20 protein-coding genes are annotated in these 21,988 nt (G+C 63.7%); 13 read left to right on the top strand and 7 right to left on the bottom strand.

What is annotated here, in order from left to right:
- Positions 1 to 76 precede the first annotated feature (76 nt).
- The 7 genes from DJ82_RS08300 (at position 77) to DJ82_RS08330 (ending at position 5,727) form a co-directional block, all read left to right on the top strand.
- Entirely contained in the window at positions 77 to 1,270 is a 1,194-nt protein-coding gene (locus tag DJ82_RS08300) for an MBL fold metallo-hydrolase (RefSeq protein ID WP_094557729.1), read from the top strand.
- 11 nt (positions 1,271 to 1,281) lie between these two features.
- Positions 1,282 to 1,836: a YeeE/YedE family protein gene (locus DJ82_RS08305; protein WP_094581547.1), complete on the top strand. Its 555-nt coding sequence runs from the start codon at positions 1,282 to 1,284 to the stop codon at positions 1,834 to 1,836.
- Between the two features lie 121 nt (positions 1,837 to 1,957).
- On the top strand, positions 1,958 to 2,398 hold the full coding sequence (locus DJ82_RS08310) for a DUF6691 family protein (RefSeq protein WP_143420529.1): 441 nt from the start codon (positions 1,958 to 1,960) through the stop codon (positions 2,396 to 2,398).
- 1,064 nt (positions 2,399 to 3,462) lie between these two features.
- A complete protein-coding gene (locus DJ82_RS15310) occupies positions 3,463 to 3,636 on the top strand; it encodes a hypothetical protein (RefSeq protein ID WP_241881473.1) in 174 nt (57 codons plus the stop codon).
- A gap of 294 nt (positions 3,637 to 3,930) precedes the next feature.
- The gene (locus DJ82_RS14980) at positions 3,931 to 4,095 is read left to right on the top strand and encodes a hypothetical protein (RefSeq protein WP_170938209.1); all 165 of its coding nucleotides are present in this window, start codon (positions 3,931 to 3,933) and stop codon (positions 4,093 to 4,095) included.
- Positions 4,085 to 5,143 carry a sulfite exporter TauE/SafE family protein gene (locus DJ82_RS08320; protein WP_094581548.1) on the top strand — a complete coding sequence of 353 codons (1,059 nt, stop codon included), beginning with the start codon at positions 4,085 to 4,087 and terminating at the stop codon, positions 5,141 to 5,143. The genes DJ82_RS14980 and DJ82_RS08320 overlap by 11 nt, the downstream gene beginning before the upstream one ends.
- A 179-nt stretch (positions 5,144 to 5,322) precedes the next feature.
- Positions 5,323 to 5,727: a helix-turn-helix domain-containing protein gene (locus tag DJ82_RS08330; RefSeq protein ID WP_094581549.1), complete on the top strand. Its 405-nt coding sequence runs from the start codon at positions 5,323 to 5,325 to the stop codon at positions 5,725 to 5,727.
- A gap of 814 nt (positions 5,728 to 6,541) precedes the next feature.
- Here DJ82_RS08330 and DJ82_RS08335 read toward each other — a convergent pair.
- Complete coding sequence (locus DJ82_RS08335) at positions 6,542 to 6,946, bottom strand: universal stress protein (RefSeq protein ID WP_094558193.1); 405 nt, start codon at positions 6,944 to 6,946, stop codon at positions 6,542 to 6,544.
- 510 nt (positions 6,947 to 7,456) lie between these two features.
- Between DJ82_RS08335 and DJ82_RS08345 the strand changes: the two genes are divergently transcribed.
- Both DJ82_RS08345 and DJ82_RS08350 read left to right on the top strand, forming a co-directional pair.
- Positions 7,457 to 7,957 carry a gamma carbonic anhydrase family protein gene (locus tag DJ82_RS08345; protein WP_094558192.1) on the top strand — a complete coding sequence of 167 codons (501 nt, stop codon included), beginning with the start codon at positions 7,457 to 7,459 and terminating at the stop codon, positions 7,955 to 7,957.
- 129 nt (positions 7,958 to 8,086) lie between these two features.
- Entirely contained in the window at positions 8,087 to 10,081 is a 1,995-nt protein-coding gene (locus DJ82_RS08350) for an AMP-binding protein (RefSeq protein ID WP_094558191.1), read from the top strand.
- A 139-nt stretch (positions 10,082 to 10,220) separates the two neighbouring features.
- Here the strand turns inward: DJ82_RS08350 and DJ82_RS08355 are convergent, their stop codons facing one another.
- On the bottom strand, positions 10,221 to 10,664 hold the full coding sequence (locus DJ82_RS08355; protein ID WP_094558190.1) for a metal-sulfur cluster assembly factor: 444 nt from the start codon (positions 10,662 to 10,664) through the stop codon (positions 10,221 to 10,223).
- Between the two features lie 2 nt (positions 10,665 to 10,666).
- Positions 10,667 to 11,761 (bottom strand): amidohydrolase family protein, encoded by a 1,095-nt coding sequence (locus DJ82_RS08360; RefSeq protein WP_094558189.1) that lies wholly within the window; start codon positions 11,759 to 11,761, stop codon positions 10,667 to 10,669.
- Between the two features lie 154 nt (positions 11,762 to 11,915).
- Here DJ82_RS08360 and DJ82_RS08365 point away from each other — a divergent pair, with 154 nt between their 5' ends.
- Both DJ82_RS08365 and DJ82_RS08370 read left to right on the top strand, forming a co-directional pair.
- Entirely contained in the window at positions 11,916 to 12,671 is a 756-nt protein-coding gene (locus tag DJ82_RS08365) for an SDR family NAD(P)-dependent oxidoreductase (protein WP_094581550.1), read from the top strand.
- A 53-nt stretch (positions 12,672 to 12,724) separates the two neighbouring features.
- Positions 12,725 to 14,401, top strand: coding sequence for an aldehyde ferredoxin oxidoreductase family protein (locus DJ82_RS08370; protein ID WP_094581551.1), 1,677 nt, complete (start codon positions 12,725 to 12,727; stop codon positions 14,399 to 14,401).
- A gap of 263 nt (positions 14,402 to 14,664) precedes the next feature.
- Here DJ82_RS08370 and DJ82_RS08375 read toward each other — a convergent pair whose 3' ends face one another.
- From DJ82_RS08375 to DJ82_RS08390, 4 genes are all read right to left on the bottom strand, one after another.
- Entirely contained in the window at positions 14,665 to 15,567 is a 903-nt protein-coding gene (locus DJ82_RS08375; protein WP_094558724.1) for an ABC transporter permease, read from the bottom strand.
- Between the two features lie 92 nt (positions 15,568 to 15,659).
- Complete coding sequence (locus DJ82_RS08380) at positions 15,660 to 17,234, bottom strand: sugar ABC transporter ATP-binding protein (protein ID WP_094581552.1); 1,575 nt, start codon at positions 17,232 to 17,234, stop codon at positions 15,660 to 15,662.
- Positions 17,235 to 17,252: 18 nt separating this feature from the next.
- Complete coding sequence (locus DJ82_RS08385) at positions 17,253 to 18,593, bottom strand: sugar ABC transporter substrate-binding protein (RefSeq protein ID WP_094581553.1); 1,341 nt, start codon at positions 18,591 to 18,593, stop codon at positions 17,253 to 17,255.
- A gap of 160 nt (positions 18,594 to 18,753) precedes the next feature.
- Entirely contained in the window at positions 18,754 to 19,530 is a 777-nt protein-coding gene (locus tag DJ82_RS08390; RefSeq protein WP_241881475.1) for an SDR family NAD(P)-dependent oxidoreductase, read from the bottom strand.
- Positions 19,531 to 19,720: 190 nt separating this feature from the next.
- Between DJ82_RS08390 and DJ82_RS08395 the strand changes: the two genes are divergently transcribed.
- Positions 19,721 to 20,575, top strand: a complete 855-nt coding sequence (locus tag DJ82_RS08395; RefSeq protein ID WP_094558719.1) for a 3-keto-5-aminohexanoate cleavage protein — start codon at positions 19,721 to 19,723, stop codon at positions 20,573 to 20,575.
- 362 nt (positions 20,576 to 20,937) lie between these two features.
- Positions 20,938 to 21,705, top strand: coding sequence for an IclR family transcriptional regulator (locus tag DJ82_RS08400; protein WP_094558718.1), 768 nt, complete (start codon positions 20,938 to 20,940; stop codon positions 21,703 to 21,705).
- Positions 21,706 to 21,988: the final 283 nt, after the last annotated feature.

Consider the following 21,988-nt stretch of genomic DNA (forward strand, 5'->3'; position numbering starts at 1 on the left):
GACTCTATATTGTGTGGTTGTTGAATTACTATGCGAACTCTTTTGTATTCCCGTCCGGTACAGTGAGGTGTACAACATGGACGCAGACGATTTCCCGACCCCGGATGTCGAAGTCGAGACGATCGAACCGGAAGCGCTGAAAGGACGCATCGACGCGGGCGAAGACCTGACGCTGCTCGACACGCGGATGGGCTCCGACTACGAGGAGTGGCGCATCGACGGCGAGAACGTCACCTCCATCAACGTCCCGTACTACGAGTTCCTCGACGACGAGATCGACGAGGACGTCCTCGACCGGATCCCCGAGGACCGCGAGGTGACCGTCCTGTGCGCGAAGGGCGGCGCCAGCGAGTACGTCGCGGGGGAGCTCGCGGAGCGCGGCTACGACGTGAACCACCTCGAAGACGGCATGAACGGCTGGGCCGGTATCTACGAGACCGTCGAAGTCACCGGCTACGACGGCGCCGGCACGCTCCTGCAATACCAGCGCCCCTCGTCCGGCTGTCTCGGGTACCTGCTCTACGACGACGGCGAGGCGGCGGTCATCGACCCGCTCCGCGCGTTCACCGACCGCTACCTCGACGACGCCGACGACCTCGGCGTCGAGCTGCGGTACGCGTTCGACACCCACGTCCACGCCGACCACATCTCGGGCGTGCGCGACCTCGACGAGGCGGGCGTCGAGGGGGTCATCCCCGCGGCCGCGGTCGACCGCGGCGTCACCTACGCCGACGAGCTGACCCAGGCCGAGGACGGCGACACCTTCGCGGTCGGCGACGCGGTGATCGAGACCGTCGCCACGCCCGGCCACACGACCGGGATGACCTCGTACCTCGTCGACGAGAGCCTGCTCGCGACCGGCGACGGGCTGTTCATCGAGAGCGTCGCTCGCCCGGACCTCGAAGAGGGCGACGACGGCGCGCCGGACGCGGCACGGACGCTCTACGAATCGCTTCAGGAGCGCGTCCTGCCGCTCCCCGACGACACGCTGATCGGGGGCGCCCACTTCAGCGACGCCGCGGTGCCGGCCGACGACGGCACGTACACCGCGCCGATCGGCGATCTCGTCGAGGAGATGGACGCGCTCACGATGGAGGAGGACGCGTTCGTCGAACTCATCCTCTCGGACATGCCGCCGCGGCCGGCCAACTACGAGGACATCATCGCGACGAACCTCGGGCAGAAGGCCGTCGACGACGACGAGGCGTTCACCCTCGAACTCGGCCCGAACAACTGCGCCGCGAGCCAGGAATCGCTCGCGGATGACTGAGACCGCCATCGATGCCTGACCCACTCGTCGCACAGGCGGCCGCCGACCTCTTCCCGAACGGGATCGGCCGGTACGCCGTCGGCGGACTGCTCGTCGGCCTCGGCGCGGTCGTGATATACGTCGGGACGGGGATCGCGGCCGGCGCGAGCACCTTCCTCGAGTCGACGCTGTCGTACGTGTCGGGGCAGTCGCGGTTCCGGCGGTACGTGAGCTCTCGCGACTGGCGCGTCGTGTTCACACTCGGGATCGTCCTCGGCGGCGCGGCGTTCGCGGCGACGGTCCAGTCGGGCGCCATCACGACGTCGCTCTACCAGCCCGGAACCACCGGGCGGACGTACGAGCTCGCGGGCGTGACCCTGTGGCTGACCGACGTCCAGCCGTGGCGACTGTTCTTCGGCGGGATACTCGTCGGCATCGGAACCCGAATCGGGAAGGGGTGCACCTCGGGGCACGGCGTCTGCGGCGTCGGGTCGGCGTCGAAGACGTCGCGCGTCGGCGTGGCGACGTTCCTCGCGGTCGCGATCCTGACCGCACAGCTCGTCGCGGCGCTGGGGGTGAGTCCGTGATGTGCGAGACGCGAGGCGCGAACGGAGTGAGCGCCTCGGAGGGCGAACGGCGAACGGACGTGAGCCGCGAGACGCTCGCGTCTCGAACCGCGCGAACGGGAGCGACCGGAGGGAGCGACGCGTGAGCGACGAGAGACATCCCCTGTTCATGCCGCTGATCCTCGTCGGCGGCCTGATCTTCGGGTTCGGGCTCGGCTTCAGCCACATGGCGCGGCCGGAGGTCGTGCTGAACTTCCTCAGGTTCGAGGACTTCGGGCTGCTGTTCGTGATGTTCGGCGCGGCCGTCGTCTCCGGCGTCGCCTTCGCGGTGATGCCGCGGATCCGCGACGCCGCGCCGCTGACCGGCGACCGGTACGAACGGCGGCTGAAGCCCTTCGACCGCAACGTCGTGATCGGCGGCGCCGTCTTCGGCGTCGGCTGGGGCCTGTCGGAGCATCTGTCCCGGCGCGGCGTAACGCGAGCTCTCGGCGTCGGCAACGTTCACCATCCTCTGGGCGTCGCCGGCATGTTCGTGTCGGCGCGTACCTCCAGGGTACTGGCGAGCAGGACCCGGTGCGCGTGATGCGCCGCGCTGGCGGGCTGCGGACTGACCCCCACCCCCAGGTGGACCCCGTTCTTTTTCGCGCTCTTTCATCGGTGCAGGCAGTGGCCAGCCTTTTCATGTCGTGGGTTGCATCGGCGCCGGGTCGAGCGCGCGACTGCCGTTCGCTCCCGCCGTCGGAAGCGTAACGCCCATCGGGAATGCGCGCCGCCCTCTCTGGTCCGGAGCCCTTCAGGTTCACGGGCCGTCACGCAGGGGAAGCTAACGTCTCGGAAGCCGTCGGGAGAGGCCTGTCGGCGAACATCAGCTCCCTCGCCGGCAGTCATCCTGGTTGGTTAGCGCTGGCGCGTGGGTTGATGGCGGTCGGCATCCACGCGGGTACCCCATCGCGACCGCGTTCACCGTGACCGCGCGGTCATCGGCGTCGGTTCTCGGCTCGGCCCGGGACCCCGTCTGGCGAAAGTATCCGGCAGAATCGCCCTCTGGTTGGACCGTTGAGCCGTTCGTGCGGGGGGCATCGCGTTCTGGGACCGCGAGCCTCCTGCCGCGTCCCCGGGGTCCCCGAGCGGTACTTGCGTTCGGCGCTCGCCGGTCTCGTCGGCCGTCCTCGTGAACGTCCGGTCACGTTCCTGGGCGAGGGAGCGCCTCCGGGGACCGTTCCCCGCGGTCTCGACAGCGGGCGCTGAGGTCGACGTCTCTCTGCGTCGGGGGTGCGTTACCGGCGTCGCCGCGCTGGTCGTCGCGCCGCGTCTGTGGAACATCGGTGCGCGAGCGAGCGGCGGGCTCCGGCGCGTGTTGCTCGCGCTCGCTCGCTCTGCGCGTTCTCCGGGAGGTAGTCAGGTCGGGCTGGCCGTCGGGCCGCTTGTTATCCTCTGCTCGACGAGGTCTGGACGATTTCGACGTTCAACCGTTGCTCGTCGGCGGGGCTGGGATCGCTCGTCGGGTCGTGGCGGCGCACCGCGGATGATATCAGTCCTCTGCGCATGGACTACTCGTTCCCGGGCCGCGACGTACTCGATCTCCGGCGCTCGTTCGTCGTTCCTTGATCGACGCAGGCTGGCCCGTCCTGTTCTCGGCGGTTCGTCGTGTCGTCAATCGAGATCGTCGTCAGCGCCATCATCGGCGAGCTGCGCCGCGTCGGCGGCCGGGAGCGGTCGACCTCCGGAAAATCGGTGTTGACGTGTGAAGCGTGGGCGGGGGTCGTTCGGATCGGTCTCGTTCGGCTCGCGTACGTCGGTTCCGCTCTTCTCCTCCTCTGAAATTCGGCCGTCATGTAGTTTCTGACAGTCGACCTGCGCGTTCGCTCGAGGCAGCCGTCACCTGGCCGCTGCGATGCGACCGATGTCCGCGCCGTGCGCCGACCGGTCGTGGCCTGGACAGGCGAGCGCAGTAACGTTTACGCATAAGTTATGAATTGGTCGGCCGGGTTATTAGATATATATGTGTGCGATAATCCCAAAACCGTTTATAGGCGTGAAACGGGTCAGCAGTGAAGTTGAACAGAAATGTGCCAACAGCTGAATTTCCAACTGCGAAGACCGGGGGACGGATCGATGTCAGGGTTAGAGATTCCCACGTGGGACCCGGAGACGGCCATGCTCATCGGCGCGATCCTCTTGGAAGCGATCGTGCTGTACGTGGGTTACGGCGGGATCGAGCGCCTCTTCGGGCCCCGCTTCATGCGACTCCTAATCGGAGGCGAAGAGGATGCTCAGTAGCCTCTCCGACGGACTCGGCCTCCTCGGGACGAGCCCGGAGATGGCGGCGCTGTTCGTCGGCTTCGGCCTCGTCGTCGGCGTCCTGTTCGGGTTCTTCGGGATGGGCGGGTCGTTCCTCGTTACCCCCGCCCTGCTGATGCTGGACTACCCGGCGCCCGTCGCGGTCGGTAGCGGGATGGCGTTCGTCTTCGGGACGGCCGTCATCGCGACGTTGAAACACCACGACCTCGGGCAGGTCGATTACAAGCTCGGCGCGATCATGATCACCGGGACGACCGTCGGTATCGAGGCCGGCCGCGCCAGCGTCTACTACCTCGAATCGCTGGGACTCGCCGGCGGCGTCATCAGCGTCGCCTACGTCGCCCTGCTCGGCGGCGTCGGGGCGCTGGTCACCCGTGACGCCCTGAAAAACGACGACGGCGGCGGCATCGACCACGAGGCGGCCGACCGCGACCTCAGCGAGTACGAGATCCCCGAGATCGCGAAGACGATTCAGCGGACGGTCCGGATTCCGCCGATGGTGACGCTCCGCGGCGACGTCCGCGTCTCCGCGTGGGTCATCACGGCCGTCGCCTTCGCGACCGGCCTCCTGTCGGGATTCCTCGGCGTCGGCGGCGGCTTCATCCGGATGCCGGCGATGATCTACGCGATCGGCGTCCCGGTTCCCGTCGCCGTGGGAACGGACCTGTTCGAGATCGTCTTCTCCGGCGGGCTCGGAAGCTACCTCTACGGACAGGGCGGCGGCGTCGACCTCGGCATCGTCGTCCCGCTGCTGTTCGGGAGCGCGCTCGGCGCCCGCGTCGGCTCCGCCGCGACCGCCGTCGTCGACTCCGACGGCATCAAGGTGTACTTCGGCGGGATGCTGCTCGCCGGCGCCATCGCGGTCGGTATCGGCGAGATCGGGTCCTACATCGGGAACTCGCTCATGGAGACGGTCGGACTGGTCCTCGTGATCGGCGCGGCCGTCGTCGTCGCCGCCGCGGTCATCTACACGTCGGTCGTCTCGCTGCGGACGACGCGCGGCCGACAGACGGCGACGACGGACTGACCGCGGCCGCTCTGGTCGAGGCCGGCCGTCGACTCACGCGACGAGCCGTCGCGGACCCGCCGTTGCGGACCCGTCGTTGCGGACCCGTCGTCGCTCCGCGACCCGACGAAGCTAGCGCACAATTGTGTAATCTATACACAAGTCTTTTAAGAGCTCACGGCATACGGATAGGTAACAAAATGCCAGATTCGATGTCCGAACAACTCCAGCGGGACATGGTGTGCGAAGGGCTCTTAGAGTGTTTCCACGGACTCAAACAGCTCGACAAGCGGGTTTTCCAAGAGCTCGTCCAGACCGAAACGCCGCTGACGATCGACGAAATTGCCGACGAAGTCGACCGCGAGCGCTCGACCGCGTATCGGGCCGTGCAACGGCTCCTTCAGGCGGGCTTCATTCAGAAGGAACAGGTGAACTACGATCAGGGCGGGTACTACCACGTCTACAGGCCGACCGACCCGGAGAAGGTCGCCGACGACATGCAGCGGATGCTCAACGACTGGTACGCGAAGATGGGTCAGCTCATCCAGGAGTTCGAGGACAAGTACGAGCAGGCGGAGACCTCGTCTCCGGCCGCCGAGAGCTGACGTCGACGCGACCCGATCGTCCGAAACGAGACCACTCGACTCTTCGAAGCCGGCCGATCTCCGACGCCGACTTCCGGGCTACACGCGAGTATCGCCGGGAACACCGCGGAGGCGTCTGTCTGACGGCTCCGATCTGACGGTATAGTCTTTCAAATACAATACCGAGTCGGAGACGCGGCGACGTGATCGAGCGCGGAGCGCGCAGCGGTGCGAGCCTCGACTCGCAGACACGCCGCCGAAGGCGGCCGATGGCGCCCCGAGATCGGCCCGCCCCGAAGCCGGTGGCTCGCGTTCGAAGCGATGGCCACTTGGGACAACAGTCGCCGGTAAAAAGACGAACCCATTTTCGCATAATTGTCAGAATAAAATTTATGATAGGAATAATATACTTCTGCGTCACGTTCGATTCGGTCGAGGCCCGTGTATGGATACTATAATAAATATATTTATTTGTCATAAATATTATGATACAGTATAAATTAGTTTTGATACCACACATATTTCCAACTGTTCTAAAATCGAGACCAGAGACGGGAGGAACGATCTAGGCCGCTGGTCCGAACGAGATCGAGAGCGGTCAAAAGGCGTTGAAAGACCGGTAGTTGCGGTTCTCGTGCGAAGCGTATCCGAGTGTGATCGAGCCCAGAAACGCAGCGCTGATACGGCCGTCTAATAATATTTCTTATATATTTAGGAAACAGTCAGATATACTATCTTATATCGAAACGCATAGCGCGGTCGGAGCGGGCGATAGGAGGCCATTCCTAGAAGGGAGAACGACCGTCGGTAACTAAACCCATCAATCCGACAGTGTTCACTCGACCGGGACGATGGTCACCGGAATTGACGACTCGAGCGCAACCGACTGAGTGACGCTCCCGAAGAGCGCTTTACCGGCCGGTGAGCGTTTTCGTCCGCACAGCACGACCTCGTCCGCGTCTAACTCGTCCGACATATCCACGATCGACTCCGCAACCGGAACGTACAATTCCCTCTGTTCTGTCGCGATGCCGGCGGCAGAGAGGATGTCCGTTGCTTCGATCACGCCCGGGCTCTCCTCGTCGAAACTGTCATCGCCTGTAGTGCTCGGATCGTCGTGATAGGCGTGAGCGACCGTCACGCGTAGCTCGTCCGTCTCGCCGGGAAGTCCCGAGACGTACCGGGCCTGAGCGGCTGCCCGATCGGTGTTGTCGTCTACCGGGAGTAGGATCTCATACATCGCATGAGAGATACTAGCGTGCGGTGATAAGCGTGACGCTCCCCGGTACGTACGCGCTCACGGCGCGCGCGCACTTCGAGGAGTTCGGCGGGACGCGAGCGGACCTCGCCGCGACCGCGGTGAAGAACCACCGGAACGCCCCCGGAAACGACATGGCCCAGTTCCAGAAGGAGATATCCACGACCGACGTCCTCGAAGCGCCGACCGTCGCTGACCCGCTCGGACTGTGCGACGCCCGTCCGATCACCGACGGGGCCAGTGCGCGTGTCCACGTCAGCGAGGCGTACGCGGCGCATCACGACCTGAACGAGTCAGTCGCCATCACGGAACCGGACGGGAGACCGACTCGCTCGCCTTACAGCTCCGAGAGTCGCTCACGCGGACCCCGGCAACGACCCGAGCGGCGACGGTCGCATACGACGACGCCGGGGTTACCGCGGCCGACGTCGAATTGCCTGAAGTTTCAGCGGTCCCGACAGCACTATACCGTCTCATTCTCATGGTAGCGCTATGCAACGCACTCTCGAGGAGCTGACACCGAGCGTCGCCGAGTCGGCCTTCGTCTCGGAACAGTCGTACCTGATCGGCGACGTCGTGGTCGGCGACCGCGCGAGCCTCTGGCCGTTCACCTGTCTTCGGGGAGACGGCGGGTCCACGGTCGTCGGCGAGGAGGCGAACGTCCAGGAGTTCACGATGCTCCACGGTGCGATCATCGGCGACGAGGTCACTGTGGGTCACAACGCCGTCGTCGACTACGCGACCGTCGAGGACCACTCCCTCGTGGGGATGGGGAGCCGCGTCCTCCGGGACGCGACGGTCGAGTCCGACTGCATCGTCGCCGCCGGCGCGGTGGTCCTCCAAGAGCAGACGATACCGGAGGGACACCTCGCCTACGGCGCCCCGGCCGAGACGAAACCCCTCACGGACGCCCAACGCGACGAGATCGACCGCGTCCACCGGCACTACGTCGACCTCGGCCGTCGGTACAAAGCGGCCGGGGGGTTCGAGTGACCGAGACCATCAGTGGTCGGAACGATCGGGCGGTCGACTGAGACCGTCGACCGGCACGTCTCGACGATCCCGCCGCGGTGACCCCGATATTTTATATCTACTGCTGCAGCATCCTTCAGGTACGCAACCATGACAGAGGATATCCAGCAAGAGTCATCGATCATCCACGAGCCGAGCCGGGAGTTCGTCAAGTCGACAAACGTCTACGAGTTCATGCAGACGTACGATATCGACGACTACGACGAACTCGTCCGTCGGACAACGAAAGAGGTCGACGGCGTCGAAGCGTCGGGCGTCGAGTGGTTCTGGGACACCATGCCAGAGTATCTCGGTATCGATTTCTATGAGCCGTACGACACGGTCCGTGACGACACCGAGGGTCCGCAGTTCTCGGAGTGGTACCCCGGCGGTGAGATCAACCTCGCACACAACGTAGTGGATCGCCACGCCGCCGTCGACTCCGAGGCGAGAAACAACGTCGCGTGTCTCTTCGAGGGCGAACCGGGCGACGTCAGGGAAGTGACGTACCACGAACTCGCTCGTCAGTCGAACAAGGTGGCGAACTACCTCGAATCGGTCGGCGTCGAGACCGGCGACACCGTCGGGATGTATATGCCGATGGTCCCGGAAGTCATCTCGATCCTGTACGGCTGTTTCAAGGTCGGCGCCATCGCGGTTCCGATCTTCTCCGGGTTCGGCGTCGAGGCCACGGCCACGCGCATCGACGACTCGGAGTGTTCGGTGCTGTTCACCGGCGACGGGTTCTACCGACGCGGCGAGCCGCTCACGCTCAAAGGGGCGGCCGACGACGCCATCGAGGACGCGGGACACGTCGAACACACCGTCGTCTACGACCGCATCGGCGACGACGCCGAGGTCCCGATGGGGGCGCGCGACGAGTGGTGGGACGACGCGATCGAAGACCGCGACGACGAGTACGACACCAAGTCGCTCCCCGCCTCACAGGAGTCGATGCTGCTGTACTCGTCGGGGACGACCGGCAAACCGAAGGGCATCGTCCACACCCACGCCGGCGTGCAGCTGCAGTGTGCCAAGGAAATCTACTTCGGCTTCGACCACAAGCCCTCGGACCGCTTCTTCTGGGTCTCCGACATCGGGTGGATGATGGGGCCGTGGACGCTCATCGGCAACCACACGTTCGGCGGGACGGTGTTCATGTACGAGGGCGCGCCCGACCACCCCGAACCCGACCGGTTCTGGGAGATGATCGACCGACACTCGCTGTCGACGTTCGGCATCTCGCCGACGGCCATCAGGGCGCTGCGCAAACACGGCGACGAGTGGGTGGAGGGACACGACCTCTCGTCGATACGCCTCCTCGGCTCGACCGGCGAACCGTGGGACCCCGAATCGTGGCAGTGGTTCTACGAGCACGTCGGGGGGAGCGAGGCCCCGATAATCAACATTTCCGGGGGCACCGAGATCTGCGGCTGTTTCCTCATGCCGATGCCGACCCAGCCGCTGAAGCCCACGTCGCTCGGTGGTCCGGGGCTGGGAATGGACATAGACATCGTCGACGAGGCCGGCAGTTCCGTCGCCGACAGTCACGAACGCGGCTTTCTCGTCGCCCGCGACTCCTGCCCGTCGATGACGAAGTCGCTGTGGTCCGGCGACGAGCGCTACCTGAACGAGTACTGGTCGACGTGGGACGACCTCTGGGATCACGGCGACTTCGCCCAGAAGGACGAAGACGGCTTCTGGTTCCTCCACGGACGGGCCGACGACGCACTCAACGTCGCGGGCCGGAAGGTCGGTCCCGCCGAGATAGAGGGCGTTCTCACCGAACACGAGGCCGTGAACCAGGCCGCAGCCGTCGGCGTCCCAGACGAGACGACCGGAACCGCGGTCGTGACGTACGTCGTCCTCGAAGACGGCTACGACGGAAGCGACGACCTGCGCGGCGAACTGTCGGCGCTCGTCGGCGAGGAACACGGCAAACCGTTCCGCCCGCGTGAGATCCTCTTCGTCTCCGACTTCCCGAAGACGCAGTCGGGCAAGGTGATCCGACGGGCCATCTCGTCGCTCTACCAGGGCGAAGAGCTGGGCGACATGTCGAGCATCGAGAACCCCGAGGCGCTCGACGAGATCGAAGCGGCGTCGTAACGGGAGGCGGTGGACAGACTGCGGCGACCGCGGGGTATCATTTTCGCGGACGTCGTCGCTCAGGGCGATCTGCGTGAGCACGTAAAGAACGTGGAGTCGACGGGTCGAAGGGTCGACTCGGCCGATTCGGCTCCTGCAGTCAGTCGGACCGCTCGGCGTAGGGCGTAACGCCGGCGGCTTCCATCTGATCGTGGAAGCGCTTCCGTCTGGCCTTTCGCTGCTCGGTCGACATCCGGTCGTTGGTCCAGATTTGGCCGCTGGTGTCCTGGTGGACCTCACAGCTGTCGACCTCGTCGAGTGCCTCGACGCGCTCGCGCACCTCGTCGTTGATATCGAGGAAGTACGTGCACCGCTGTGAGGTCAAGAGGAGGGTTACCTCCACGTCGCGGTCGTCGACGGAGATAGACTCGACGAGACCTAGATCGAGGATGCTGATCGGATGATCGCTCATACAGCTACAGGGGTCGAGTACCTCGTCGAGTTCGGCTTTAATCCGTGTTTTGCGCTCGTCGTCGAACTCCGTGTCCGGAGTGACGTGCGTGGCCGCTTCCGTTCGCGCGTATGGGTCGGTGTGTGCAGACATGATCAGTCGTCGGACGCGAGCGCCGAGTCGGCCTCGTAAGTCGACCAGGGCTCGGCGGGGTAGTCGCCGCTCTCTTCGCGCTCATCCCGGAGCTGGTCCCACTTGTCGCCCTTGATGTCTTTTTTAATCTGCTCTGGGTCCTTATCGAGGAGGCGCAGCGCGTTCTTTCCGAGGATTTTCTCTTTCATGTCCTTGGTGACTTCGGGGTAGTCGTAGTCTTCGATGAGGTCCTCGGGCATCTCGAAGTTCCAGATGCCGTCGATGGGGGGCTGCGGATGCAGCGCCGTCGCGCCGCCGGCGTAGACGATGCGGTCCGGTCCGGCCCAGTAGAGCATCTCACCGAGCGCCTTCGCGAACTTCCGCGGGCGGGTGTTGACGAGACACGCCGTGTTCTCGAGATTGGCGTAAACGTTGTCGTGGCTCGCCATCGCGAGGACGGTCTCCTCGACGAACGAGAAGCCCGCGTGGATGATCTCGAAGTTGATGTCGGGGAACGAGTTGGCGGCGTCTTCGATGTCGTCCGGTTTGAAATAGCGGACGGGCGCCGTCGCGAACGGGATGAACTTGTGAATCGCTAGCGTGTCGACCTCCGAGTCGGCGACCCGCTGGAGGAGGGGCCAGACGGCGTCTTCGGTCAGCTGGAGCGAGAGGTCGTTGCCGTTCTGGTAGCGCGCGGGATAGAACTTGATGCCCTCGACCCCGTCTTTCGCGGCGAACTCCTCTATCTGGTCGCCCGCGTCGTCTTCGAGGGGGTTGACGTCGACGTACATCGACACGCGCTCTTGATTCTGCTCCATGAACTCGAACCCCTTCTCACGGGACACGTAGCCGTCGTGGAAGTAGTCGTCGAGCGGCAGCGAGTGGTACACCGAGTAGTCGATCTGACTCTCCAAAAAGAGGAGCCGAGCGAGCTCTTCGGGCTGGTGATCGCGGTAGAAGACCTCTTCGGACGGCACGTACCCGTCCGGGAGGATCTTCGCCCCCATCTCGTACGTCTCGTCGTCCCAGACCTGTGCGTGCGGGTGTTTGTGATTCTCCGGCGTGTGGTTGAAGCAGTGTGACACGGAGTCCACTACAAGTGAGCCACTGTCTAACATCTCGTGTGGTAGGACAGATGAATCATTAATAAACATTTGGGTTAGCGGCGGGAAGGGTGTGTGTGTTGACGGTGCGCGATTGAGCCGGGATACGGACAACTGGGCCGGAGCCCGAGAAACACTTATCTGAGCGGCAGTAGCAGCTTCATCCGTTATGTCCGAGCGTCTGCAAGGGAAGACGGCACTGGTCACCGGCGGCTCCTCCGGCAACGGACGGGCGATCGCTCGACGGTTCGCCGAGGAAGGGGCGAACATCACCGTCGCGGACGTCCGCGACGACCCGCGAATGGGCGGTGAGCCGACACACGATCTCATCGAGGCCGGTGGCGGAAACGCCCAATTCGTCCACTGCGACGTCAGCTCGGTCGCCGACCTCCACGAGGCGGTCGACGCCACCGTCGAAGCGTTCGGATCGCTGGACGTGATGGTCAACAACGCCGGCGTCGAGCGTCAAAAGCCCTTAGCGGACGTCACGGAGGAGGACTACGAGTGGCTCATGGACATCAATCTCAAGGGCGTGTTCTTCGGGAGCCAAGCGGCCGTCGAGGTGATGCGCGAGCAGGACGAGGGGGGGAGCATCATCAACATGTCCTCGATCGGCGGCATCCGCGGCTTGGAGAACTCCTCGCTGTACTGTACCTCGAAAGGCGGGGTGACGAACTTGACCCGGGAGTTAGCCGTCGAGCACGGCGAACATGACATCCGCGTCAACGCCCTCAATCCGGGGTTCATCGAGACGGCGATGACGATGGAGGACGGTGACACGGCCGGCGGCATTCTCGATCAGACGCCGCTGGGGCGGGCGGGCCAACCCGAGGAGGTCGCGGACGCGGCGCTGTTCCTTGCGAGCGACGAGTCGTCGTTCGTCACGGGCCACAATCTCGTCATGGACGGCGGCTTCACCGCCTGAATCGGGAGGGGGTGAGCAACACTTATTATTTCGTACCCGCGACATCTGTGTGCATGCTTCACGCAGAGGGACCCCTCTTAACGGTCGACGTCGGCGATCGCTCGACGGAAACGACCGACATCGACGAAATAAACGAAACGTTCATCGGCGGGCGCGGCGTCGCGACGCGGCTCGCGCACGATCGACTCCCGTTCGACGCCGACCCGCTGGGCGCGGCAAACCGGCTCTACTTCGCTACTGGACCCATGCAGTCGTCGACCATGTCGTTCACCGGTCGGATGAACTGCACGGGTATCTCGCCGCTCACAGGCGGGCTACTCTCGTCGAACGCCGGCGGGTTCATGTCGCGCAACTTCGCTGCGACGGGCTACAGCGCCGTCGAACTCGTGGGCGCGAGCGACGAACTCGTCGTCGTTCACGTCACCGACACCGGCGTCGAGTTCGAACCCGTCCCGGACCTCGCTGGCGCGACGGTACCGGAAACGGTCGAGTATATCGAGACGGAACACGGCATGGAGAGCGAACACGTCGCCTGTATCGGCCCCGGCGGGGAAAATCGAGTCCGCTTCGCCTCCATCATGACCTCGGAGTCGAGAGCGTTCGGCCGCGGGGGGCTGGGCGCCGTCCTCGGGGCCAAGGGGGTCAAGGCGATCACGTTCGACGGCGATTCGAGCCCGGAGATCGAGATCCCCCCCATCCAGACGGACGTCCACCGCGCCGCGGCCACCGCCGACCACATCATGAAACGGCAGGGGACGACGTCGGTGACCGAACTGGCCAACGAGGTGTCGGCCCTGCCGACGAGGTATTTCTCCGAGCTGCAGTTCGAGGGAGTCGAAGGGATCAACGGGGACCGAGTCGAGGAAAAGAAGTTCAAGAAAGCGACCTGCTCGTCGTGCGCGTTCGCCTGTAAGCTCCCGACGAAAGACGAGGAACGAGGCGTCGAGACGGAGGGACCGGAGTTCGAGACGGTGATGTCGTTCGGGTCGAACGCCGGCGTCGACGATATCGTCGACGTGATGCAGTCGAACGAGCTGTGCGATAGGTACGGACTGGACAGCATCACCTGCGGGAACGTCGTCTCCGCCTACTTGGCGAGCGAAGGGGAGTTCGGGAACACGGAGCTGATCTTCGAGATGGTCGAGAAGATCGCTCATCGAGAGGGCGTCGGCGACCTCCTCGCAGGGGGGATCGACCGGTTCCACCAGGAGTTAGGCGTCGAGAACTGGACCGTGAAAGGGCTCGACTTCGCCGCCCACGACGGCCGCACGCTGAACGGCCAGGGGCTGTCGTACGCGACGGCCACGAGGGGCGCAGACCACATGTTTACCACGATGTACGCGTGGGAGTATCCCCTGGTCGACGGCGAGGAGGCGTACGATCCCACGGGCCTTGAGGGGAAACCCGAGATGGTCATCGAGCAGGAGAACGCCCGCGCGCTGGAGGACTGCGGGATCATCTGTCGCTTCTCGCGGAGTTTCATGACGCCCGAACGGCTCGAGGGACTGTTCTCGACCGACTACGAGACGCTCTTAGCGGTCGGATCGAAGGTCGTCGACCTCGAACGACACTTCAACAATCATCGCGGCGTCGACCGTGAAGACGACGCGCTCCCCTACTCGCTGCCGAACTTCGAAGCGGCGCTCGACGAGTATTACGAGCGCCGCGGCTGGACCGACGAGGGCACCGTCCCGAGCGGGCACGTCGATACCGCCGTGAGCGCCGACTGACCGTTTTCTCGCTCTTTTTTCCGGGGAGCGCCCGGCGACTTGGATTCTGGATCGGTGACGGACGCTCCGTAGCCGATGGCGCAGACGGAGACGGATTCGTCGCCGCCGTGGATCGAACGGGCGTACTCCAGCGCGCGTTGCCCGTCGCGGGTTGTCGGACGCGGCGGGCGTCTCGTTTCGTTCCGGACGCGACTGAGAGGCGCGAACGGACGGGTCACGCGGGAAGGCGAAGGCGGAAAAAAGGGGAACCGGGACGCGACGTTCTACTTCACCACGTCGATCTTCTCGCGGTCGATCGACAGGGCCACCGCCCCGACCACCACGAGTCCGAGGATTATCTCCTGGACGAACGAGTCGATGCCGAGCAGGTTCATGCCGTTGTTCAGCACCGCGATGACGAGCACCCCCAGAATAGTTCGGTGCGGCCCACCGACACCGCCGGTCAGGGCCGTCCCGCCCATGACGATGGCGGCGATGCTGGGGAGCAAGAGCCCGCTCCCGATGTTCGGAGAGGCCGACGAGATACGCAGCGTCAGCAAGACGCCGGCGGTCCCACAGAGCAGTCCCGACAGTACGAACGGGTAGATCTTGTAGCGGTCGACCTTCGCACCGGCCAGTTCGACGACGCGCTCGTTCTCGCCCAGCGCGAAGCAGTACCGGCCGAACTTCGTCCGGAACGCGAGGACGATGGTGCCGACGTAGATGAGCAGCCCCCAGAGCACGAGGTTGGGGATACCCAAGACCTCGCCGTTCGAGATGGTTCGGATGGCGGGGTTCCGGAACGTAATGGTCGACCCGCCTGTGATGATCTTCCCGACCCCGGCCATCACCGAGAGCGTCCCGAGCGTGACGAGAAACGAAGGGACCTTGAGCTTCGTGAAGATGATACCGTTGAACAGGCCAGCAAGCATCCCGGCACCGATGGCGATCGGGATGGCTAAGAGGCCCAAGCCGAACTGCGAGATCAGGACGACGGTCACAACGCCCGTCAGTAGCACGATCGACTCGACAGAGAGGTCGATGCTTTGCTGGAGAATCGGGAAGGTCCCCGCAAGCGCCACCAACAACAGCGTGACGGCGTTTTTCGCGACGTTGTCGAGCAGGTTGGCCTCGGTTAGGAAGCGGTCCGTCGTGAACGAGAACGTGAGTATCAGCCCGAACAGCATGACGAACGGGCCCAAGTCTTGTATCCAGTCGTGGAGCGTGCGCTGTTCTCGCTGGTCGGTGATCCACTCGCTGACGCCACTTGTACTCATTGTCAGATCATCTCCTGTATCAGGTCTTGTTCGGTCGGTTTGTTCCCCGGCGAGGCGTCTATGGGCTCGCCGACGAACTCTCCGTTCGCCATCACGGCGATGCGGTTGGACATACCGATGACCTCGGGCAGCTCGTCGCCGATGAAGACGATCGAGACGCCTTGGTCGGTCAGCTCACGGCAGAGACGGTACACCTCCTCTTTGGCACCGACGTCGATGCCTCGGGTCACGTTGTCCATCACGAGTATCGGCGTCTCTTGGGCCAGCCAACGGGCGATGACGACCTTCTGCTGGTTCCCACCGCTCAGGCCGTGAACCAGCGCGTCGGGGCCCGGCGTCTTGATCGACAGCTCCTCGATGGCGTCGACGGTCGCCTGCCGTTCGGCGTCGAGGTCGAGCAACGGCACGTTGCCGTTCATGTCCCGGACCATCGCGAGAGAGGTGTTGACCAACACCGACTGGTAGAGCAACAGGCCCTCGGACTTCCGGTCTTTCGGAATGTAGCCGACGCCCGCGTCGACCATATCCGACACCGTCGGGCTCTGCAGGGTGGTGTCGCCGACCGACACCGAGCCTTCGGTTATGGCGAGGTCGCCCGCGAGCAGGCGACCCAACTGCTGTTTTCCCGAGCCCTCGACGCCGACGATCCCGAATATCTCGCCCTCACGGACGGAAAGCGAGATTGGCCCGACCGCGTCACCGTGGACCGCGCCGTCGACGGTCAGGGCCGTCTCGCCGAGTTCGGTGTCGCGCTGCTGGTCGGGGACCCGGTAGTACTCGTCGGCGGTCTCCCGGCCGACCATCGCCTTCTGCAGCGTCTCTGTGGTGGCGTCGGCCGTCGCCATGTCCGCCACGCGCTCGCCGTCTTTGAGAACGTAGATCCGGTCGGATATCTGCAGCACCTCGTCGAGCTCGTGGGAGACGAAGACGAACGTCGCCCGGTCCCGCAGGTCGTTCACGAGGTCGAAGAGGATCTGGCGGCCGCTCTCCTCGAGCGCGGCCGTCGGTTCGTCGAGGAGGATGACGGGATTCTCGGACTTCTGTGAGACGTGAAACGCCTTCGCGATCTCGAGCATCTGGCGCTCGTTGAACGAGTAGTTGCGGACGCGCTCGTCCACGTCGATATTGATGCCCAAGTCATCGACGAAGGCCTGCGCCTCCTTACGCATCTTCTCTTTCTCGAGCACTCCGAGGCGTTCGAGCTCTCGCCCGAGATAGAGATTCTCGTACCCCCGCATGGTCTTGATGATGTCCTGCTCTTGATGGACGAGCGAGACGCCGTAGTTCGCCGCTTCACGCGGGTTCGTGAACGTGACCGCTTCCCCGTCGACGAACAGCTGTCCCTCGTCGGCCTGCAACACGCCGGTCAGGATGTTCAGAAGTGTGCTCTTGCCCGCGCCATTTTCTCCGACCAGCCCGATGACCTCGCCGTGGTCGACGGCCAGCGACACGTCTTTGAGGGCCTGCACGTGGCGGAACGACTTCGAGATACCCTCGACGCGAAAGCTGTGGTCGCCCCCGTCAGTCGGGTCGGGTTGGCCCGCGTCCGTCGCGTTGGTATGTGTCTGTGATGCCATGGGGGATTTTGACAAGGATTATTTGAGCGGATTCGACTGGAATCGGTCCACGTACTGCTGCGCCGTCTCCTCTTGAACCGCGCTATCGGTGTACGCGCCCGGGAGCGAATAGCCGCTCGGTTTGTCGTCTTCTTTCCAGTCGAGAACCTCTTTCATGCCGTCGAGGCTCATTGGCTGCATGTCGATCTGTGGGTCCCAAGCGTCCTCGCCGGACTCGACGACGGACATCTTTTTCCAGTCGTATGGCGTCTCGCCCGAGAAGATCGCTTCGTTGTAGTCGGCGGCGTCGACGACCCGGAGCCGGTCGATCGTGTCGGTCCAGTCGTCGGGGTTCTTCACGCAGACCGGCGCGTTGAACGACATCATCTTCTCCGCGTCGCTGAGCGTGTGTCCGTTGAGGAAGTCGTGACACTTCGCGACCGACCAGCCGGCCTGCCACGGGCCCATGCCCGAGACGGTGCCGGTCATCCGATCCTCGTCGATGGCCGCGAGTCCGGGCTCGCTGGCGTCGATGCCGACGACGGGGACGTCGATGTCGTTCTCCTCGAGGACGGTGATTCCACCGAGCGCGTCGGCGTCGTTCTGGCCGAAGAAGCCGCCGATTTCGTCGCCGAACTGGGAGACCTTGTCGTTCATGACCGACCGAGAGTCAGAGCGAATCCAGTTGCCCGGCTGGCGTGGCCCCGCCATTTCGATGTCGGGGTACTCCTGCATCGCCAGATCGACGCCCTTGTTCCGGCCGATGTTCGGGGCCGTCCCTCGGTTCCCCTCGATGTGAACGAACTTCCCGCTGCCGTCCATCGACTCGAACAGCATCTTCGCGGCGCTGTACGCGTGGTTGACGAAGTGCGGCGTGAAGAACGTCACGTACTCCCCGCCGGCGTCCTGCGGGACGTACCAGTCGGCGATGGTGACGGCGAGGACACCGGGGGTTCCCGCCTCCACCAGCGTCTCCGCCAGCGTGATCGCGGCAGCGTTGGTGTACGTCTGGCCGACGATGAAGTCGGCGTCGTTAGAGACCGCCGAATCGAACTGTTGCTGCTGCGTCTGGACCTCGCCGTTGTTCGTCTGGACGTTCGTGTCGTAGCCGAAGGCCTCGCACGCCTCCAGGTAGCCTTTCTCCCAGCTGAGCCAGTAGGAGTTCTGTCGGTTTGCGATGGACGCCATCGATGTCATCGAGCCATCGGATCCGTCCGAGCCGTTCGAGCCGTCCGAGGACGAGCCGTCCCCACCCGATGAGCCGTCACCGCCCGAGTTTCCGGTACATCCCGCGAGACCACCCAATGCGATCGCGGACCCGCCGACGGTGGTTTTCTTCATAAACCGGCGTCTCGTCTGGTTGGTGCTATCTTGTGCCATGTTTGCGTCAATAGGGTGTGGAGAGTCACCGGTTATATAGTTTATGGTCGATCATACGATACACTTCCTTAGTCATCCCTCTCGCCGGGCGCGGTCCGTTCCTGCTGGCTTATGCACCGAGATTCGTCAGTCCGTCACAGGGCGTCGCTACGGCGAATCGTTAGTACATCACTTTGCCTGCCGAGACGTTGAGATCCTGTCCGGTCATCCGATCGGCGTCGGTCGAACAGAGAAACGCGACAGTGTTCGCGACATCCTCTCTGTTTACCAGTTCGTGCCGGGGACTCTGATTTTCGGCGTCGGATCGGACCGCCTCGTAGGACCGACCGGTAGCCTCCGCTTTCTCTTCGAAGACGCGCCGGATGCGGGGCCCGTCGACCGATCCCGGACAGATCGCGTTGACGTTGATGTCGTGGTCGCCCACCTCGGCCGCGAGCGTTCGCGTGAAGCCGATGAGACCCATCTTCGCTGCCGCGTACGGTGTCCGCTGGGTGAGCGGCCGTTTCCCTGTCACCGAGGAGATGTTGACGATGCGGCCGTACGACTGTCGTTTCATCGAGGGAAGCAGCGTCCGGCAGGTGTAAAACGCTCCGCGGAGGTTCACGTCGAGCGTGGCGTCCCACTCGTCCGCGACGATGGACTCGCACGGCGCAGTCGGTCCGGCGATGCCGGCGTTGTTAACGAGCCACTCCACGTTGCCGAACTCCTCGAGTGCGGTCTCGACCGTCGATTCGACGGAGTCGAGATCGGTGACGTCCGTCTCGAGCGCGCGGGCACGCCCGTTCTCGGCCTCGACGAGTTCGACCGTCTCCTGCATCTCGTCGGCGTTCAGGTCGGCGATGACGATATCGGCCCCGCGTTGTGCCAGTTCGACGCAGATTGCTTGACCGATACCGCGACCGCCACCGGTAACCAGCGCTGTGCTATCTTGCTGCATACGCTCACATTCCGAACAGTGTTAATAAACATTAGGGTATTTCACCCAAACTGAGCCTCGCACGTGCAGACGCACTACCGAGCGACAGCCGTGAGTCCGGGAACTGTCGCGGGTCCGCGTTGCGTCACGAACCGGTCGTCTCAGGCGCGTCCCCGGAAGAATTAACACGTTGAGATGGGTCGGTTGAGGTATGCCATACAGTGGCTACAGAGATCACTTTGACCGAAAGCTCATCATCTCCGTCGCGACGACCGGGGGACATCAAGGAAAAGAAGCGAATCCGAATCTTCCGACACAGCCCGCCGAAGTGGCACGGGACGTCGCCGCCTGTGAGGAGGCGGGGGCGTCGATCGTCCATCTCCACGCGCGTGACGAAGACGGGAACAAGACGAAATCGGTGGCGAGGTATCAGGAGCTCAGAGACGAAATCGACGAGCGCTGCGACGACATCATCGTCAACTTCACCACGGGCGGTGGCGGCATCTACCCGCGAGAAGAGCGCATCGCTCCGGTGCTAGAGACGGATCCACGACCGGAGATGGCGACCGTCGACCTCGGTCCGATCAACTTCGGCCAGACGCGGACGGCCGAGAACACGCGCGAACAGAACGAGGAGTACGCCGAGCGAATGCGTGCGGCCGGGGTCAAACCCGAACTCGAACTGTTCAATCCGGGCCACATCCCGGAGGCTGAACACCTGATCGAGAAGGGGCTCCTCGCGGAACCGTACTGGGCGACGGTCATCTTCGGGATGCAGAACGGGATGCCGCCCGGGCCGCATAACCTGAAGGCCTTCGTCGATAACCTGCCCGACCCCGTCGAGTGGCAGTGTCTCGCAGTCGGCAGACACCAGCTCCCGATGACGACGGCGGCCATCACGATGGGCGGTCACGTCCGCGTCGGAATGGAAGACAACGTCTACTACCGGAAGGGAGAACTCGCCGAGAGCAACGCGCAGCTCGTCAGGCGGACCGCACGCATCGCCGACGAACTCGAACGGTCCGTTGCGTCCCCCGCGGACGCTCGCGAGATGCTCGGAATCTGAGTCTCGACGCTTCGAGAGACCCGACCGAGCGTTCGAATTGTCCACGCATATTCGGGATGCGCGAATCCTCTCTCAGTCGCTATCCTCCACCGAACACCGGAGCTTTCGCGTCCGGTTCGGCCAGATCGCGCTCTCAAACGGGTCGGGATCGCAACTTTCGACGGCTCGGAGTTGCGGGTCCCGCCTGCCGACGGAAAGCCGCCGCTCGCTTATTCTCGGAGAACGGTTGTGGAGACGTGAATTTTATATACTATGTTGGCGTGTCACGTGCTACCAGGTATTTAATCCTTGAATGATATCGAGGAAGTATCTCGCGGTTCGGTACACGCGAACTTTATATACTACCGGGGATATGCGTACGCATGAACGGTAACAGCGGCAGTCGGCAGATTCAGGCCACGATGACCTCGCTCGAGATCCTGGAGAAGTTGCGCGAGTTGGACGGCGCTCGCGTGACGGAGCTCGCGGAGGCGCTCGACCTCTCGGCGAGCACCGTTCACGCTCACCTCTCGACTCTCGTCGGCGCGGATTACGTCGTCAAATCAGGAGACCGCTACCACCTCAGCCTCCATTTCCTCGGACTGGCCGACTACGTTCGCAACAGACGAAACGCCTACAGGATCGCCGACTCGTACACAGACCAGCTCGCTCGGGAGACGGAGTGTCGCGCCGTCTTCGTCGTCGAGGAGAACGGTCGGGGTGTTTACATGTACACCTACTCCGGGAAGCACGCCGTCTGGAAGTACTCCACCGTCGGCAAGCGGTTCCACCTCCACCAGACCGCTGCCGGAAAGGCGATCCTCTCCCGGCTCCCTCGAGAGCGAGTCATCGACATCATCGAAGAGTGGGGACTCCCTGCAAGCACGGAGAACACCATCACCGACCGGTCCGTGCTACTCGAGGAACTGGAAGCTGTCGAGGACCGAGGTGTCGCTTTCAACGACGAGGAGCAGTTGAAGGGAGTGAAGGCCGTCGGGGTCCCCGTCGACGGCTCCGATGGCCGTGTGGTCGGTGCCTTTAGCGTCGCCAGTCCCGCAAATCGGATGACCGAAGATCGGTTCGAAGAGGAAATCCCGAGAACTCTCCTCGGCGTCGCAAACGAGTTCGAACTCGAGAACTCGATGTCCTGATGCCGATAGGATCCGAGCATATTCCCATTACAATCATACGTTTGTCATGGATCAAGCGATCCGAATTGAACTCGCCTTCGTCGTCTTTACACCCGCACTAATGTAATTTTTTCAGCACCACCACGATTCGAGGCTTCGGCCCGGTGATTGTCGATCAATTACGAGCCGCCCGTCGTCTCGAGTAGTCTGCGTCCGAATCCGAGCGACTCGATCCCTCTATGAAACACTGTATTAGAATAGAGGAGGGCAGCACGATCATGCCGTAATGAGTTTGGGAAACCGA

The sequence above is a fragment of the Halorubrum sp. Ib24 genome (genome assembly GCF_002252745.1).
Lineage (GTDB): Archaea > Halobacteriota > Halobacteria > Halobacteriales > Haloferacaceae > Halorubrum.